Raw genomic sequence first — 14,678 nt, 5'->3', positions numbered from 1 at the left:
ATCAAGAATCTCAAAATGCGATTTCAAGCCCATATGATGGATTAAATCGCATTTAGAACCGATTCTGACGTTCGGGCAAGGATTTAATGGTTAACGAAATATCGCGGGCAGCCTCCAAAAGGGGCCGAAACCGGCGGATCGCCTATAATATTCCGGCGCGGGATCATCTCGATCGACCGCGACACCGCTTTCGCAACGGGCCGGTGCGCCCTTCCGGCATCGTTCTACCGCAGAATGGGACGGCCAGACAGGGGACCCGCGAATCAGTCCACTGTTTATTGCCTGATGGAAGGATGAAGGACGGGCCTGTATCCTGCCCCGAGGGTCAGCACCGTGGAGGGCGGCGTGAGAAGCCAGTCGGCGCCATCCAGCCTTTCAGCCGGGGCATAGCCATCCGTCGTCCAGCGATGGGCGCGGCCCGACAGCAGCGTGAAGGCCTCTCCGCCCGACGCCACGACCGCGCCGTCCGGAAGGTCGGCAAGCGGGCAGGGCAGGGGGTGCAGGCGTTTCACACGGTTCTCCAGACGTTCGGCGTGGAGAACCGCGTCCATTGCGCCGGCGGCGGGAAGTGCTTCGCGCCGCGCCTCGGCCCAGGAAGCCCGGAACCGTTGCGCGGCCTCCCACCGGCAGGTGAAGCAAGGCCGGTGACCGGCGGCAAGCGCGACGGCCTCGTCGAGGAAGAACAGCTCCGTCCAGCTCCGGCCGCCCATCACCGTGCGGCGCACGCCCTGATAATCGCGGGAGCAGATCAGCCAGGCCTTGCTGGACCAGCGTCTGGCCAGCAGCGTCTTTGTCTGCGGGTCGTGCAGGATGCCCCGGTTACCCGTGAAAAGGCCGCGCTGGGAAATGGCGACGATCTCGCCGAAGGGCGTGACGCGGTTTTGAAGCGGCATGGCGTGCTCGAAAACGATTTCCTCTCGCCGCCTTTCATACCATAGTGGCCGGCATCATCAATGCGCGCTCCGGCGCCGCTCTATCCGAAGGTTTCCCATGCAGTCCTCCTGGCCCGAAGCCGGCACCCCGCTCGATCAGGTCTCCACCCCCATGCCCGTCATCGACGAGGACCGGCTGGAGGCCAATATCCGCCGCGCGCAGGCCTATTTCGACCAGCACGGCAAGGGACTGCGCCCCCATATCAAGACGCACAAGATCGTGGCCGTCGCCGAGGCGCAGCGCGCGGCCGGCGCCGCCGGTATCAATTGCCAGAAGGTGAGCGAGGCGGAAGTCTTTGCTGACGCCGGCTTCGAAGACATATTGATCACCTACAACATTCTCGGCGCGGCGAAGCTCAAGCGCCTGCGCGCCCTGCACGAACGCGTGCCGAAACTCAGCGTCGTCGCCGACAGCACGGTGACGGTCGATGGGCTTGCCGATGCCTTCGACGCGGCGCGGCCGCTGACGGTTCTCGTCGAATGCGATACGGGCGGCAAGCGCTGCGGCGTCCAGACACCGGAGGCCGCCGCAGCGCTTGCCGTGCGCATCGCCGCCGCTCCCTCCTTGCGCTTCGGCGGGGTACTCACCTATCCGGCCGCAGGCGGGGCGCAAGCCGTCGAGGCTTTCCTCAGCAGCACCATGACGCTTCTTGCCGGAAAGGGCATCGACTGTCCGATACGCTCGAGCGGCGGCTCGCCGGACCTGTTTAAGGCCCACCTCGTGCCGTCGGCGACGGAGCACCGCGCCGGCACCTATGTCTACAACGATCGCAGCATGGTGCGCGCCGGGGAGTGTACGCGGGCCGATCTCGCCATGCATATCCTCGCCACCGTGGTTTCGCGCCCTGCGGAAGACCGCGCCGTTCTCGACGCCGGGTCGAAGACGCTGACCTCGGACCTGCTGGGCTTCAACGACTATGGCGAGATCGACGGCTTCGAGGGCGCGCGCATCGTATCGCTCTCCGAGGAACACGCCGTCGTCGATATCGGCGCGTGCCGCGAGGGCTTCCCGCCCATCGGCGGCCAGGTGCGGATCGTGCCGAACCATACCTGTGTCGTAAGCAACCTCTTCGACCGGATGGTCTTTCACCGAAATGGCGTCGTCACCCGCGTCGAGGACGTTGCGGCGCGCGGCACCGTATGGTGAGACGGAACAAGGCCGGCCCTGCCGCCGGCGACATGCATGACAGGAGAACAGGCCATGGCTGACAACAACGCACCCTTCTTCATCGAGGACACGGACGAGAGCGAGATTTCCTCCGATGTCGCCGGCCTCGGCAACCTCATGATGACGACCCACATTCCCCTGCGTGCGGATGGCTCGCTGGAGACCGGCGATGTCCGGACGCAGAGCATCGCGACACTGGAAAGCCTGAAGGCCTCTCTGGAAAAGACCGGCAGCAGCCTTGCCGACGTCATCCACCTGACCATCTACCTTACCGACATGGCCGAGCGGCCGATCTTCAACGAGGTCTACTGCACCTATTTCAGGAAGCCCTATCCGGTCCGTTGCGCCGTCGGCGTCGCCGCGCTCGCCGATCCCGGCATGAAGGTGGAAGTGACCGCGATGGCGGCGCGGCGCAGGGCCGACTGAAGAACGGCGCGTCGCCTTTCTGCAGCGCGCTTTTCCATGCCCCGCGCCCATCCGGCAGGAGATGCCGGGCGCGCACAGGCCAAATGTGCATATTTTCTATAAAAATAGTCAATTTAAGAAAGCCGTGCCTGCTGCCACCCTCTTCCGTTTGTTATCCCTATGAGCATCAGGGGTCTCCAGCGGAGCGGGAACAATGAATGCTCATGTCGAGAACACGCATTTCAAGCTTCACAGCACGGCGGTGCCAGACCATCCGGCCGATGCCGACAGCCTGAAGGCGGCGCTGCGCACGCTGGGTGGCGGGGTCAGCATCATCACGGCGGGGGAGGGGGAGGCGCGCACAGGCGCGACCGTTACCTCGGCGACCGCGCTTTCCGTCGAGCCGGCGCGCATGCTCGTTTCCCTCAACCGCAGCTCTTCCACTTGGCCCGTCGTCGAGCGCTTCGGCCATTTCGCCATAAACATCGCCGGTGCGGACCATGAGGCGCTTGCCAACCAGTTCGCCGGCCGTGGCGGCCTGCGTGGCCCGGATCGCTACCGCGGCGCGGACTGGACCACCGCCGTCAGCGGCGCGCCATTGCTCGTTAATGCCGCCGCGGCCATCGATTGTATCGTCGAGGAGGCGATCGAGCGGCACAGCCATGTCATCGTCATCGGCAAGGTGCTGGCCATCCGCATCGGCTCCGGCCATTCGCTGCTCTACCAGGACGGCCGCTACCATGCCGTCCCCCGCTAACGACTGAACGGCCTCCCGGCCGCACTCCACCACTCACCCTGCATCCTGACCCGCCGAGAGCGGGATCGCGAACCCGTGGCCCCGCGCCACCTTCGACAGACACGAAAGGAAACGACATGACACGCAAGATCAGGCTTGGCGCATTCCTTCCCGGCGGCGGCCAGCACATCGCCTCCTGGCGGCACCCGGACCAGCCGGCGGACGGGGCGACCAGCCTCGACTTCCACAAGCAGCTCGCCCGAACGGCCGAGCGCGGCCTCTTCGACGCCTATTTCCTGGCGGACAATCTCGCGATCGGCTTCGGCGGCGCGAGGGAGGGTGGCAATGCGCGTGTCGCCGGCTTCGAGCCGGTGACGCTCTTCTCGGCGCTCTCCACGGTCACGACCAATCTCGGCTTCATCGCCACCGCCTCCACCACCTACGAGGAACCGTACAACACGGCGCGCAAATTCGCCTCGCTGGACCTCATTTCCGGCGGCCGCGCCGGCTGGAACGTCGTCACCACGACGGGCGATCCGACCGCGCAGAACTTCAACCGCGACACCCAGCTTCCCCATGCCTCGCGCTACCGTCGGGCGGCCGAGCATGTCGATGTGGTCAAGAAGCTCTGGGACAGCTTCGAGGACGACGCCTTCCTGCGCGACAAGGAGAGCGGCGTTTTCTACGAGCCGGAAAAGCTGCACGAGAGCGATCATCGCGGCGAGCATTTCCAGGTGCGCGGGCCGCTCAACGTGCCCCGCTCGCCGCAGGGCCACCCGGTCATCGTGCAGGCTGGCCAGTCGGATGACGGGCGCGGGCTTGCCGCCGCCACCGCCGAGGTCATTTTCACCGCTCACCAGCACATCGAGACGGCGCAGGAATTCTACCGCGACATCAAGGCGCGCGCCCGCGGTCTCGGACGGGAGCCGGGCCATATCCTCGTCATGCCCGGCGTCGCGCCCTTCGTGGGCCGCACGCAGGCCGAAGCGCAGGAGAAATACGACCGGCTGACCTCGCTGATCCTCGAAGAGGACGGCGTCGGCCTGCTCAACGGCCTGACCGGCGGCACGCTGGACCTGCGCGGCTACGATGTCGACGGTCCGCTGCCACCCGCCCCGCCGACCGAGGGCATGAAGAGCCGGCAGGCGCTCATCCGCCAGATCGCCGACGAGAACAATTTCTCGATCCGCCAGCTCTATCAGTGGGTAGCCACCGCCCGCGGGCACTTCACCATCGTCGGCACACCGGAGACCATCGTCGACACGCTGCAGGAATGGTTCGAGAACGAAGCCGCCGACGGTTTCAACATCCTGCCGCCATGGCTGCCGACCGCACTCGACGATTTCGTCGATCTCGTCATCCCCGAACTGCAGCGCCGCGGCCTGTTCCGCACGGCCTACGAGGGCAGGACGCTGCGCGAGAACCTCGGTCTGCCGTTCCCCGTCAACCGCTGGGCCGGCGCGCGCACCGGTCTCCAGGCCGCCGAATAGGGAGCAAAGCATGTCCTACGAGAACATCAACTCCACGCTGGGGGCAGACCTGCGTCTCACGGACCGGCCACGCCCGGCGCTCGTTACCCTCGCAAGGCTGAACGCCATCCTCACGCCGTTCTTCGCCCGCTACGGGCTGGTTCTGGCCTTCCTGGCGCTCTGGCAGATTGCGAGCACGCGGGGCTGGGTCAATCCGTCCGTCTTCCCGCCGCTCGACGTCATCGTCTCGGCGCTCTGGAGCAGCCTGGCGAGCGGGGCGCTCATCGACGATATCGCCATCAGCCTCCAGCGTTCCGGTATCGCCTTCGCCGCCGCCGTCGTCGTCGGCATTCCGCTCGGTCTCGTCATGGGGCAGGCGCGGGTCGTCGAGCAGGCGCTCGATCCCTTGCTCCAGTTCTTCCGCCAGACCTCCGCGCTCGCACTCTACCCGGTCTTCATCCTGTTGCTCGGGCTGGGCGAAACCTCCAAGGTCTTCGTGATCTTCTGGGCGACGCTCTTCCCGATCCTGCTGTCGACCATCGGCGGCGTGAAGGAGGTGGACGGCAAGCTTGTCGAGATGGCGCGGACCTATGGGGCGAGCCGCCTCGCCATCTTCCGCCGCGTCGTGCTACCGGCCTCGGTCCCGGCCATCTTCGTCGGCCTGCGCCTCTCGGCCACCACGGCGCTGCTGCTTCTCATCGCCGCCGAGATGATCGGCGCCAACAAGGGTGTCGGCTTCCAGGTGATGAACGCCCAGTACAATTTCCAGATCCCGCTGATGTTCGCGGCGATCCTGCTGCTGGCGCTGCTCGGCCTCCTCGCCAATGCCGTGCTCGTCCTTCTCCAGAAGAAGCTCTGCCGCTGGTCGCAGCCCGGCATCTGATCCTCCCTCTCCCATTCCGAAAGGACACCGACATGACCTTCCATTCCCGCAAGCTTCTTCTTTCCGCAGCCCTTTTCCTCGGCCTTGCCGCCACCGCTTCGGCGGAAGAGGTCAAGCTGCGCTACCTCGCCAGCCAGGGCGGCCTTACCGCCCATGAGCTAGCCGCCGAACTCGGCTATTTCGAGGGTACCGGCATCACGCTCGACAATGTCGGCTATGCCGGCGGCGGCCCGGCCTCGCTGATTGCGCTCGCTTCCGGCGACGTGGAGATCGGCAGCGCCGCGACCGCCGCGGTGCTCAACGCCATCGTCAGCGGCAACGACTTCGTCGCCGCCTACCCGTCGAACGGCATCAACAAGGAGGTCCAGTCGATCTTCTACGTGCTGGAAGACAGCCCCATCAAAACCATCGGGGACATTGCCGCAAAGAGCGTCGCGGTGAACACGCTCGGCGCCCATCTCGACTATACGATCCGCGAGGCGCTGCATAAGGAGGGCCTGCCTTCGGATGCGGCCAACCAGGTCGTCGTGCCGGGGCCGCAGCTCGAGCAGGTCCTGCGCTCCGGCCAGGTCGACGTCTCGGCCTTCGGTTACTGGCAGACGACCTTCGAGGGTGCGGCGCGCAAGAACGGGGGCCTGCGCCCCATCTTCGGCGATACTGATGTGCTCGGGGAGATCGCCGGCGGCTTCGTGGTGCTGCGGCGCGATTTCGTGAAGGCGCATCCAGAGGCGGCCAAGACCTTCGTGAAACAATCCGCGCGCGCGCTGGACTACGCCCGCGAGCACCCGGAAGAAACCCGCGAGATCTTCGCCAAGGCCCTCGAAAAGCGCGGCGAGAACCCGGACATCGCCCAGTATTTCCAGGGCTTCGGCGTGCGCGCCGGTGGCCTGCCGGTCGAGCGGGACGTGCAGTTCTGGATCGACGTGCTCGTGCGCGAGGGCAAGTTGAAGGAAGGCCAGCTCACCGCCCGCAACGTGCTCTACGCGCCCGAAGCGGCGACGAACTGAGGTGCACCGATGAGCCTTTCCCCTGAAACGGCCCGCGGAGAGGTGACCATCCGTCACCTCTCGAAATCCTACAGCCTGAACGGCCGGCCCTTGCCCGTCCTCAGCGACATCAACCTCGACATCCGCGCTGGCGAGAGCCTTGCCATCGTCGGAGCCAGCGGCTCGGGCAAGACCACGCTGCTGCGCATTCTCGCCGGGTTGGAAGATGCCGATGGCGGCGAGGTACTGATCGACGGCAAGGCCGTCGAGGGCGTCGGCGCGGAACGCGCCGTCATCTTCCAGGAGCCGCGCCTCCTGCCCTGGCTCACCGTGCTGGAGAATGTCGCCTTCGGTCTCGACACGCGCGGCGTCGGCCGGGCGGAGGCGAGGAGCCGGGCGCGCCGATATGTGCATCTTGTCGGCCTTCAGGCCTTCGAAAGCGCCTACCCGCGCCAGCTTTCCGGCGGCATGGCGCAGCGCGTCGGCATCGCCCGGGCGCTCGCCGTCCGGCCGGAGATCCTGCTGCTGGACGAGCCGCTCGGTGCGCTCGACGCCATGACGAAGATCGGCATGCAGCAGGAACTGACGCGTATCTGGCGCGACGAGGACGTGACCACGATCCTCGTCACCCACGATCTGGAGGAGGCGATCTATCTCGCCGACAGAATCCTGATCCTGCCGCGCGAGAAGAACGCCGCTCCGCGCCTGATCGAGATCGACCTGCCCCGCCCGCGCGACCGCAGCGCCCCGGATTTCGTGCGCCATCGCGAGGAATTGCTGAACCTCTTCGGCCTCCACTGAGCGCGCGCCGCACGATTGCCTTTGACCCCGTCCGCTTCGGCCGATAGACGAACGTCTTCCGGCCGGCGGCGGGGTTCCTTTCCGCCCGCCCGACTGGACAGAGCCATTCGACGGAGGGATTCCATGAGTGACCTTTTCGACGCCGCACCACGCACCGGATCGATGCCGCTGGCGGCGGAATTGCGCCCGGCGACGCTGGACGACGTGATCGGCCAGGAAAAGGTCATCGGCCCCGGCACCATGCTGCGCCGGCGCATCGCCGCCGGCCGGCTCGGCAGCATCATCCTCTACGGCCCGCCCGGGCTTGGAAAGACTTCCATCGCCCGCGCTATCGGCAACATGCTCGGCAAGAATTTCCGCCCGCTGCATGCCGCGCACAACAACGTCGCCGATATCCGCAAGATCGCAGACGAGGCCCGCATGCGCCCGACGCTGCTCTTTGCGGACGAGGTGCATCGCTTCAGCGCAACACAGCAGGATCACCTGCTGGCGCTCTGCGAGGAGGGTGTCGCCGACTTCATCGGCGCGACGACCGGCAATCCCTACCACACGCTGACGCCCGCTCTCATCTCGCGCTCCACCATTCTGAAGCTGGAGCCGCTGAGCATCGAGGAGATGGAAGAGGTGGTGCGACGTGGTCTCCAGCATCTGGCGGCGCGCGGCATCACCGTGGAGCTTGCGCCGGAGCAACTGCGCCGGATCGCGGGACGTTCGGGAGGCGATGCCCGCCGCGCGCTGACCGTGCTGGAAAGCCTCGCCGTCGGCCATGCACCGGGCGAACCTGTCGTCATATCGGAGGCGATGGTCGAGGAGGCCTATGCCGCCGCGCCCGTCAATCACGACCGCTCGGGCGACGCTCACTACGACGTGGTCTCCGCCTTCGTGAAGTCGATGCGCGGCTCCGACCCGGACGCGACGCTCTACTGGCTCGCCCGGCTGGTCCATGGCGGCGAGGATCCGCGCTACATCGCCCGCCGCATCATGATCCATGCTTCCGAGGACGTCGGCCTTGCCGACAATACCGCGCTCCAGACCGCCGTCGCGGCCCTCCATGCGGTGGAGAAGATCGGCTATCCCGAGGCCCAGATCATACTGGCCCACGCCGCCCTCCATGTCGCACGTGCGCCGAAATCCAACTCCGCCTGCCGCGGTATCGGGCTGGCGCTCTCCCATGTGGCGAACGAAGCGCCCTCCGCCGTGCCGATGCATCTGCGCGACGCGCATTACAAGGGCGCGGCGGCGCTCGGCCATGTCGGCTACGCCTTCCCGCATGACGACGGGCGCGGCTGGAGCGAGCAGGTCTATGCGCCGGACGTGCCGCGCGGCGCGTTCTACCAGAGCGACGCCCGCGATGCGGCAACCTTCGAACGGCGGGCGGACGAACATTGGGAGCAGGTGACGGGTCGCCCGACGCTGGCCCGCTTCACCGGGAAGCGCTGACGCCTCAGCCTTCTGCGAGGCCGCTGCGCACCCGGTTCACCACCGTCCAGGCGAGAAGGACGCAGGCCATCGGCTGGATATGCCATGTCCAGGCCGGCAGCGTGCCGAAGCCCGCAACGAGCGCGCCGAGCGCGCCGAAAAGCAGCGCCCGGTCGCTCTTGCCCATCGGGCCTTCGTAATTGCGGCCATTACCGTGGACCGCGCCGAGAACGCCGGCGAATTCGGTCAATGTCGCAAGGAAGACGATCGCCATCAGCCAGGGCAGAGAAAACGGCGCAACCAGCGCGAAAGGCACGTAGAGCGCCGCGTCGGACACGACGTCCGCAATCTCGTTGAGATAGCCGCCGAGCGCGCTCTTCTGCCCATGCTCGCGCGCCAGCATGCCATCGACGGCATTGAAGGCCATGCGCAGGAACATCCACACCGGCACAAGCGCGAAGAGCGCCGGCTCGGGCTGGACGACAAGCAGCCCCCCGATCGCAATCGAAACGATGGCGGCGACGAGCGTCACCTGATTGGCCGTGAGGCCCATGGCCGCCAGCCGCCCGACCATCGGGCGAAGGAGGTTCTGGAAAGACGATTTCAGTTTATAGATCGACATGAAAGCTCGAATCCGCTCGATTGCCTTCAACAAATGCAGACGCAACGCAATGAAATCAACTGCAAACCTGCGGGCTCATCCGTATAGGTGATGATCTCACAGCGAAGGAATGGTGGCATGATCGAAAAGACGTTCGCGAGCCATGACGGCGTGGAGCTGTTTTACCGCGTGTGGCCCGCCCGTTCGGGTACGGCAAAAGGCGCGATCGTGCTCCTGCATCGTGGCCACGAGCATGGTGGGCGCGTGGCGCATATCGCCGAAGAACTCGGCCTCGACGATTTTACCTTCTACGCTTGGGATGCGCGCGGCCATGGTCGTTCGCCCGGCGAGCGCGGCCATTCGCCCTCCTTCGCTCATTCGGTGCGCGATCTCGACTGCTTCGTCCGCCATATCCGGGAAACCGACGGCTTTGCGATGGACGATATCGCCGTCGTCGCCCAGAGCGTCGGCGCCGTGCTGGCGGCGACCTGGGTGCATGACTATGCGCCGGATATCCGCGCGCTGGTGCTCGCCTCGCCGGCCTTCGACGTGAAGCTATACGTTCCCTTTGCGAAAGAGGGCATTGCACTCTGGCAGAAGCTGAAAGGCACCTTCTTCGTCAATTCCTATGTCAAGGCGCGTTTCCTGACGCACGACCCGGCGCGCATCGCCTCCTTCGAGGCCGATCCGTTGATCACCCGCCCCATCGCTTCCAACATTCTTCTGGAACTCTACGAGGCGGCCGACCGCGTGGTGGCCGATGCGCGCGCCATCACGGTGCCGACGCAGCTTCTCGTTTCCGGCAGCGATTTCGTCGTGCGCCATGCGCCGCAGCACCGTTTCTTCGAAAATCTTGGCGGCACGATCAAGGAACGCCATGTGCTGCCCGGCTTCTACCATGACACGCTCGGCGAGCGGGACAGGGCGAAAGCACTGGAGAAGGTGCGCGCCTTCCTCCTCGCTCGCTTTGCCGAGCCGCCCGTCGTGGCGGATATGCGGCGCGCGCATCTCACCGGCTATACCCGCGACGAGGCCGACCGGCTGGCGACACCGCTCTCGCTCTTCTCGCCGCGCGGCCTCTACTGGGCGCTGACGCGCGCCTCCATCCGGTTCGGCGGCATTTTTTCCAAGGGGATCGCGACCGGCCTGCGCACCGGCTTCGATTCCGGCTCGACGCTGGATTACGTCTATGAGGACGAACCGCGCGGCCTCGGCCCCGGTGGGCGGCTGATCGACCGGCAGTTCCTCGACGCCATCGGCTGGCGCGGCATCCGCCAGCGCAAGGTCCATCTGGAGGAACTTATCGGCAAGGCGCTTGCCCGCTTAAAGGCGGACGGCAAGCCGCTGCGCCTGCTCGACATCGCTGCCGGCCACGGGCGCTACGTGCTCGACGCCGTCGCTGCGTCGGATGCGAAGCCCGACAGCATCCGCCTGCAGGACTATTCGCCGATCAATGTGGACAAGGGCACGGCGCTGATCGCTGAACGCGGCCTGCAGGCCGTGGCCTCCTTCCACCGTGCCGACGCCTTCGATACGGAAGCGCTGGCGGCAACCGAGCCGCGCCCGACGCTCTCCATCGTCTCCGGCCTCTACGAACTCTTCCCGGACAATACCCAGATCGAAGCCTCCCTTGCCGGCCTCGCGCGGGCGATGGAGCCAGGCGCGCTGCTCCTCTACACGGGCCAGCCGTGGCATCCGCAACTGGAGATGATTGCCCGGGCGCTGACCTCCCATCGCGGCGGCGAGGCCTGGATCATGCGCCGGCGCACGCAGCAGGAGATGGACCAGCTCGTGGCTGCCGCCGGCTTCCGCAAGATCGAACAGCGCATCGACAAATGGGGCATCTTCACCGTCTCCATGGCCGAACGGATCTGACGGCGCATGGGGGAGGGGATTTCACCTTCTGTCGCCACCGAGCGTCGCACCGTCCTTCGGGCGGCAGCGCTCTGGCTCGCGTTCCTCGCGCCGTTCTTCTACCTGACCTACGGCACGGCGAACTGGCTGGCCTCGCTGCGGGCAGGCGTGCCGAATCTCGCCTTCGGCTGGGAACAACATATCCCCTTCATCGCCTGGACGATCGTTCCCTACTGGTCGATCAACGCTTTCTACGCGCTCTCCCTCTTCGTCAACTACACGCCTGCGGAGGTCGGACGGCTGGCGCGGCGCTATCTCACGGCGCAAGTCATCGCCGTCGCCTGCTTCCTCGCCCTTCCGCTTCAGGCGATCTTCGTGCGCCCTGAAACCGATGGGCTGCCGGGCTTCATGTTCGATGTGCTCGGCGGCTTCGACAAGCCGTTCAACCAGGCCCCGTCGCTGCATATCGCGCTGCTCGTCATCATCTGGGATCATTGGCGGGACCGGCTGCGCGGAGCGTGGCTGATCTTCTGGCATATCTGGAGCCTGCTGATCGGCCTTTCGGTGCTGACGACATGGCAGCACCATGCCATCGACATTCCGACGGGCGCACTTCTCGGTCTCTTCGCCCTCTGGCTGTTCCCGGCGGGAAAAACCTCGCCACTCGCGGGCTTCCGCCTTACCGAACATCCCAAGGCCCGGCGGCTGGCGATCTGTTATGCTGCCAGCTCAGTCGCCTTCATCGCCCTGACCGTCTGGCAGACGCGCAATTCGGGGGCAGGACTGATGCTTCTCTGGCCGGCGCTTGCCTTTGCAATCGTCGCGGCCGGTTATTCCGGCGCCGGGGCGACCGTCTTCCAGAAGGAGGGAAATGGCCACATCAGTCTGGCGAGCCGCTGGCTGCTCCTGCCCTATCGTCTTGGCGCTTGGGTGAACCTGCTGTGGTGGACGCGCCGGCTGCCGGCCGCAACGGAGATCGCGGACGGTATCTTTCTCGGGCGCTTCCCGACGCGCGAGGCGCTCTCCCCCTATGTCGCCGTGATCGACATGACGGCCGAGCTGCCGGGCATGGCCGTGCCGGGCCTTGCCTGGCATGCCTTCCCCTCGCTCGATCTCCTTTCCATGCCTGCCGCCCGCATTCGCGAAGCCGCGCTTGCCGTCGAGGCAGCGCAGAGGCGCGGCCCCGTCCTCATCTGCTGCGCACTTGGCTTCCAGCGCAGCGCCGTGGTTGCGGCCTGCACCTTGCTGCGGACGGGAACCGCCACCAACGCCGTCACCGCTGTGGCGCAGATCAAGGCTGCCGGCCGCCCCGTGCATCTGCCCTTCGAGGCGTATGCGGTCATCGAAGAGGCCGCAAGATGAAGGATGCAAACGGATCGATGCTCAACGCGGCCCGCCGCCTGCGACGCAACGGTTTCGTCGGCGGGGCGGTCGCCTTGCTGATCCTCGCCGTCGCGCCGCCGACGGCCGGGGCCTATGGCTTCACGGGACCGCTCGCCTGGTGGCTTCTGCTCGCCTTCTGCCTTCTGCCGCTCGCATTGTCCGCCCATCTTCTCTTCGATGCCGCCCTGTTCCGGCTTTCGGCTTCCCATCAGGACGAAGAAGCGGGCCTCGCCGCAATAGACGACGTTCTCGCCCGCATGGGGCTGCGCAAGAAGGACGGTGTAACGGCCTCACTGATCGAACGGCTTGCCGGCTGCGGAAGGCTGATCTGGCTCCAGCGGGCAACGCTGGCCATCGCCCTGCTACTCTATGCCATCCTGTTGCTCGACGGGATGGACGGAGGCGGCGCATGATGGCCAAGGCCTCCCTTCTGCAACGGGCATCCGGTGCCGCACTTGCCGGCCTTTCGCGCGCCGTCACGGGCGTCCGGCCAATTTGGGCGGGCGTTGCGCCGAGCGGACGGCAGCGTATCTATTTCGCCAACCATGCCAGCCACGGCGATTTCATCCTGGTCTCGACCTGCCTGCGCCCCGCCGAGCGCAGCCGCACGGCGGCTGTTGCCGGCTCGGACTACTGGAACGCCGGCCCGGCGCGCCGCTTCATCGCCGGCAGACTGCTGCGCACGGTGCTCGTCGAGCGCAACTGGGTGGAGCGCACGGCCGATCCGCTACAAGTGATGCTGGCCGCCCTCGATGCGGGAGAATCCCTCATCTTCTTCCCCGAAGGTACGCGCAACATGACGGAGGAGCCGCTGCTGCGGTTCCGTTCCGGCCTCTACAATCTCGCTTTTGCCCGGCCGGATGTGGAACTGGTGCCCTGCTGGATCGAGAACATGTCCCGCGTGCTGCCCAAGGGCGCGGTACTGCCTGTGCCGCTGCTCTGCCGCGTCGTCTTCGGCGCTCCGGTGGCACTGGGGGAGGGCGAGGACCGCAAGGTCTTCCTCGACCGCGCCCGCCATGCGCTTCTCTCGCTTGCCCCTGAAAAGGATGGAACCCGCCGATGAGCGACGATACGACACGTCTCTTCCTGGGCCTCGTCGCCGTACTCACGACGGCAAGCGCCGTCGCCGGTGTCCTCACCTGGCGCAGCCCCCAGCCGCTGCCGTCGACGCTGGAAAATCTCAATGCCCGCATCAAGGCATGGTGGATCATGGTGGCGGGCATCAGCCTCGCCTTCCTCTTCGGCAAGGGTGGGGTGATCCTGCTCTTCGCCTTCGTCTCCTTCGCCGCACTTCGGGAATACGTCACGCTCACCAACACGCGCCATGCCGACCGCTGGACGCTGCTCGGCATGTTCCTCGTCGTCATCCCCGTTCAATATTACCTGATCTGGATCGACTGGTATGGCCTCTATTCGATCTTCATCCCCGTCTACTGCTTCCTCGCCATGCCGGCACTGACGGCGCTGCGGGGCGATACGTCCCGCTTCCTCGAACGGGTCAGCGAGCAGCAATGGGGTCTCATGCTCTCCGTCTACTGCATCAGCCATGTGCCCGCACTGGTGACGCTGCCCATTCCTGGCAACGAGGGCAGGGGCCTTCTGCTGATCGCCTTCCTCATCGCCACCGTACAGGGCAGCGATGTGCTGCAATATATCTTTGGCAAGCTTTTCGGCCGCCGCAAGGTCGCACCGAACATCTCGCCCTCGAAAACCTGGGAAGGGCTGATCGGCGGCATTGCCAGTGCCTCGCTGATGGGGGCGGGCCTCTACTGGCTGACGCCCTTCTCGCCGCTGGAGGCGGGGACGCTCGCCGGGCTTGCCTGCATCATGGGCTTCTTCGGCGGCCTCGTCGCCTCCGCCATCAAGCGCGACCGCGGCGTGAAGGATTGGGGCCATCTCATCGAAGGCCATGGGGGCATGCTGGACCGGGCGGACAGCCTTGTCTTCGCCGCGCCTGTCTTCTTCCATATCGTGCGCTACGCATGGACATGAGACCATCGCCTTCCTTGGCCAAAAAGGGTATTCCCGTCGCTGAGTGGAG

At 66.1% G+C, this 14,678-nt stretch carries 15 protein-coding genes; 13 read left to right on the top strand and 2 right to left on the bottom strand.

The features are described from left to right. Positions 1 to 275: 275 nt before the first annotated feature. Positions 276 to 893, bottom strand: a complete 618-nt coding sequence (locus MOE34_RS23365; protein WP_242224544.1) for a hypothetical protein — start codon at positions 891 to 893, stop codon at positions 276 to 278. 97 nt (positions 894 to 990) lie between these two features. Between MOE34_RS23365 and MOE34_RS23360 the strand changes: the two genes are divergently transcribed. From MOE34_RS23360 to MOE34_RS23325, 8 genes are all read left to right on the top strand, one after another. Continuing rightward, the gene (locus MOE34_RS23360) at positions 991 to 2,079 is read left to right on the top strand and encodes an alanine racemase (RefSeq protein ID WP_242224541.1); all 1,089 of its coding nucleotides are present in this window, start codon (positions 991 to 993) and stop codon (positions 2,077 to 2,079) included. Between the two features lie 54 nt (positions 2,080 to 2,133). Next, positions 2,134 to 2,526: a RidA family protein gene (locus MOE34_RS23355; RefSeq protein ID WP_242224539.1), complete on the top strand. Its 393-nt coding sequence runs from the start codon at positions 2,134 to 2,136 to the stop codon at positions 2,524 to 2,526. A 193-nt stretch (positions 2,527 to 2,719) separates the two neighbouring features. Further along, positions 2,720 to 3,262: a flavin reductase family protein gene (locus MOE34_RS23350; RefSeq protein ID WP_242224537.1), complete on the top strand. Its 543-nt coding sequence runs from the start codon at positions 2,720 to 2,722 to the stop codon at positions 3,260 to 3,262. A gap of 116 nt (positions 3,263 to 3,378) precedes the next feature. Next, on the top strand, positions 3,379 to 4,731 hold the full coding sequence (locus MOE34_RS23345) for an LLM class flavin-dependent oxidoreductase (protein ID WP_242224534.1): 1,353 nt from the start codon (positions 3,379 to 3,381) through the stop codon (positions 4,729 to 4,731). A 10-nt stretch (positions 4,732 to 4,741) separates the two neighbouring features. Beyond that, a complete protein-coding gene (locus MOE34_RS23340) occupies positions 4,742 to 5,593 on the top strand; it encodes an ABC transporter permease (RefSeq protein ID WP_242224532.1) in 852 nt (283 codons plus the stop codon). Positions 5,594 to 5,625: 32 nt separating this feature from the next. Continuing rightward, complete coding sequence (locus MOE34_RS23335; protein ID WP_242224530.1) at positions 5,626 to 6,600, top strand: ABC transporter substrate-binding protein; 975 nt, start codon at positions 5,626 to 5,628, stop codon at positions 6,598 to 6,600. Positions 6,601 to 6,609: 9 nt separating this feature from the next. After that, positions 6,610 to 7,380, top strand: coding sequence for an ABC transporter ATP-binding protein (locus MOE34_RS23330; RefSeq protein ID WP_242224529.1), 771 nt, complete (start codon positions 6,610 to 6,612; stop codon positions 7,378 to 7,380). Between the two features lie 123 nt (positions 7,381 to 7,503). After that, on the top strand, positions 7,504 to 8,820 hold the full coding sequence (locus tag MOE34_RS23325) for a replication-associated recombination protein A (protein ID WP_242224527.1): 1,317 nt from the start codon (positions 7,504 to 7,506) through the stop codon (positions 8,818 to 8,820). 4 nt (positions 8,821 to 8,824) lie between these two features. Here the strand turns inward: MOE34_RS23325 and MOE34_RS23320 are convergent, their stop codons facing one another. Beyond that, entirely contained in the window at positions 8,825 to 9,421 is a 597-nt protein-coding gene (locus MOE34_RS23320; RefSeq protein ID WP_242224525.1) for a CDP-alcohol phosphatidyltransferase family protein, read from the bottom strand. A 117-nt stretch (positions 9,422 to 9,538) separates the two neighbouring features. Between MOE34_RS23320 and MOE34_RS23315 the strand changes: the two genes are divergently transcribed. The 5 genes from MOE34_RS23315 to MOE34_RS23295 are packed head-to-tail and all read left to right on the top strand — an operon-like array spanning position 9,539 to position 14,629. Further along, entirely contained in the window at positions 9,539 to 11,275 is a 1,737-nt protein-coding gene (locus MOE34_RS23315; protein WP_242224523.1) for a bifunctional alpha/beta hydrolase/class I SAM-dependent methyltransferase, read from the top strand. Positions 11,276 to 11,281: 6 nt separating this feature from the next. Beyond that, a complete protein-coding gene (locus MOE34_RS23310) occupies positions 11,282 to 12,616 on the top strand; it encodes a phosphatase PAP2/dual specificity phosphatase family protein (protein ID WP_242224521.1) in 1,335 nt (444 codons plus the stop codon). Beyond that, a complete protein-coding gene (locus MOE34_RS23305) occupies positions 12,613 to 13,050 on the top strand; it encodes a hypothetical protein (RefSeq protein ID WP_242224517.1) in 438 nt (145 codons plus the stop codon). The genes MOE34_RS23310 and MOE34_RS23305 overlap by 4 nt, the downstream gene beginning before the upstream one ends. After that, positions 13,047 to 13,700: a lysophospholipid acyltransferase family protein gene (locus MOE34_RS23300; protein WP_431522458.1), complete on the top strand. Its 654-nt coding sequence runs from the start codon at positions 13,047 to 13,049 to the stop codon at positions 13,698 to 13,700. The genes MOE34_RS23305 and MOE34_RS23300 overlap by 4 nt, the downstream gene beginning before the upstream one ends. Beyond that, the gene (locus tag MOE34_RS23295; RefSeq protein WP_242224513.1) at positions 13,697 to 14,629 is read left to right on the top strand and encodes a phosphatidate cytidylyltransferase; all 933 of its coding nucleotides are present in this window, start codon (positions 13,697 to 13,699) and stop codon (positions 14,627 to 14,629) included. The genes MOE34_RS23300 and MOE34_RS23295 overlap by 4 nt, the downstream gene beginning before the upstream one ends. The last annotated feature ends 49 nt before the right edge of the window (positions 14,630 to 14,678 follow it).

It is taken from the genome of Shinella zoogloeoides (assembly GCF_022682305.1).
Classification (GTDB): domain Bacteria; phylum Pseudomonadota; class Alphaproteobacteria; order Rhizobiales; family Rhizobiaceae; genus Shinella; species Shinella zoogloeoides_B.
The sequence above is the reverse complement of the archived record's forward strand: the minus strand, read 5'-3'. Positions and strand labels throughout refer to the sequence as shown.

Coding starts and splice junctions, on each gene's coding strand:
- MOE34_RS23365 (WP_242224544.1), bottom strand. CDS start 893: ATGCCGCTTCAAAACCGCGTCACGCCCTTCGGCGAGATCGTCGCCATT.
- MOE34_RS23360 (WP_242224541.1), top strand. CDS start 991: ATGCAGTCCTCCTGGCCCGAAGCCGGCACCCCGCTCGATCAGGTCTCC.
- MOE34_RS23355 (WP_242224539.1), top strand. CDS start 2,134: ATGGCTGACAACAACGCACCCTTCTTCATCGAGGACACGGACGAGAGC.
- MOE34_RS23350 (WP_242224537.1), top strand. CDS start 2,720: ATGAATGCTCATGTCGAGAACACGCATTTCAAGCTTCACAGCACGGCG.
- MOE34_RS23345 (WP_242224534.1), top strand. CDS start 3,379: ATGACACGCAAGATCAGGCTTGGCGCATTCCTTCCCGGCGGCGGCCAG.
- MOE34_RS23340 (WP_242224532.1), top strand. CDS start 4,742: ATGTCCTACGAGAACATCAACTCCACGCTGGGGGCAGACCTGCGTCTC.
- MOE34_RS23335 (WP_242224530.1), top strand. CDS start 5,626: ATGACCTTCCATTCCCGCAAGCTTCTTCTTTCCGCAGCCCTTTTCCTC.
- MOE34_RS23330 (WP_242224529.1), top strand. CDS start 6,610: ATGAGCCTTTCCCCTGAAACGGCCCGCGGAGAGGTGACCATCCGTCAC.
- MOE34_RS23325 (WP_242224527.1), top strand. CDS start 7,504: ATGAGTGACCTTTTCGACGCCGCACCACGCACCGGATCGATGCCGCTG.
- MOE34_RS23320 (WP_242224525.1), bottom strand. CDS start 9,421: ATGTCGATCTATAAACTGAAATCGTCTTTCCAGAACCTCCTTCGCCCG.
- MOE34_RS23315 (WP_242224523.1), top strand. CDS start 9,539: ATGATCGAAAAGACGTTCGCGAGCCATGACGGCGTGGAGCTGTTTTAC.
- MOE34_RS23310 (WP_242224521.1), top strand. CDS start 11,282: ATGGGGGAGGGGATTTCACCTTCTGTCGCCACCGAGCGTCGCACCGTC.
- MOE34_RS23305 (WP_242224517.1), top strand. CDS start 12,613: ATGAAGGATGCAAACGGATCGATGCTCAACGCGGCCCGCCGCCTGCGA.
- MOE34_RS23300 (WP_431522458.1), top strand. CDS start 13,047: ATGATGGCCAAGGCCTCCCTTCTGCAACGGGCATCCGGTGCCGCACTT.
- MOE34_RS23295 (WP_242224513.1), top strand. CDS start 13,697: ATGAGCGACGATACGACACGTCTCTTCCTGGGCCTCGTCGCCGTACTC.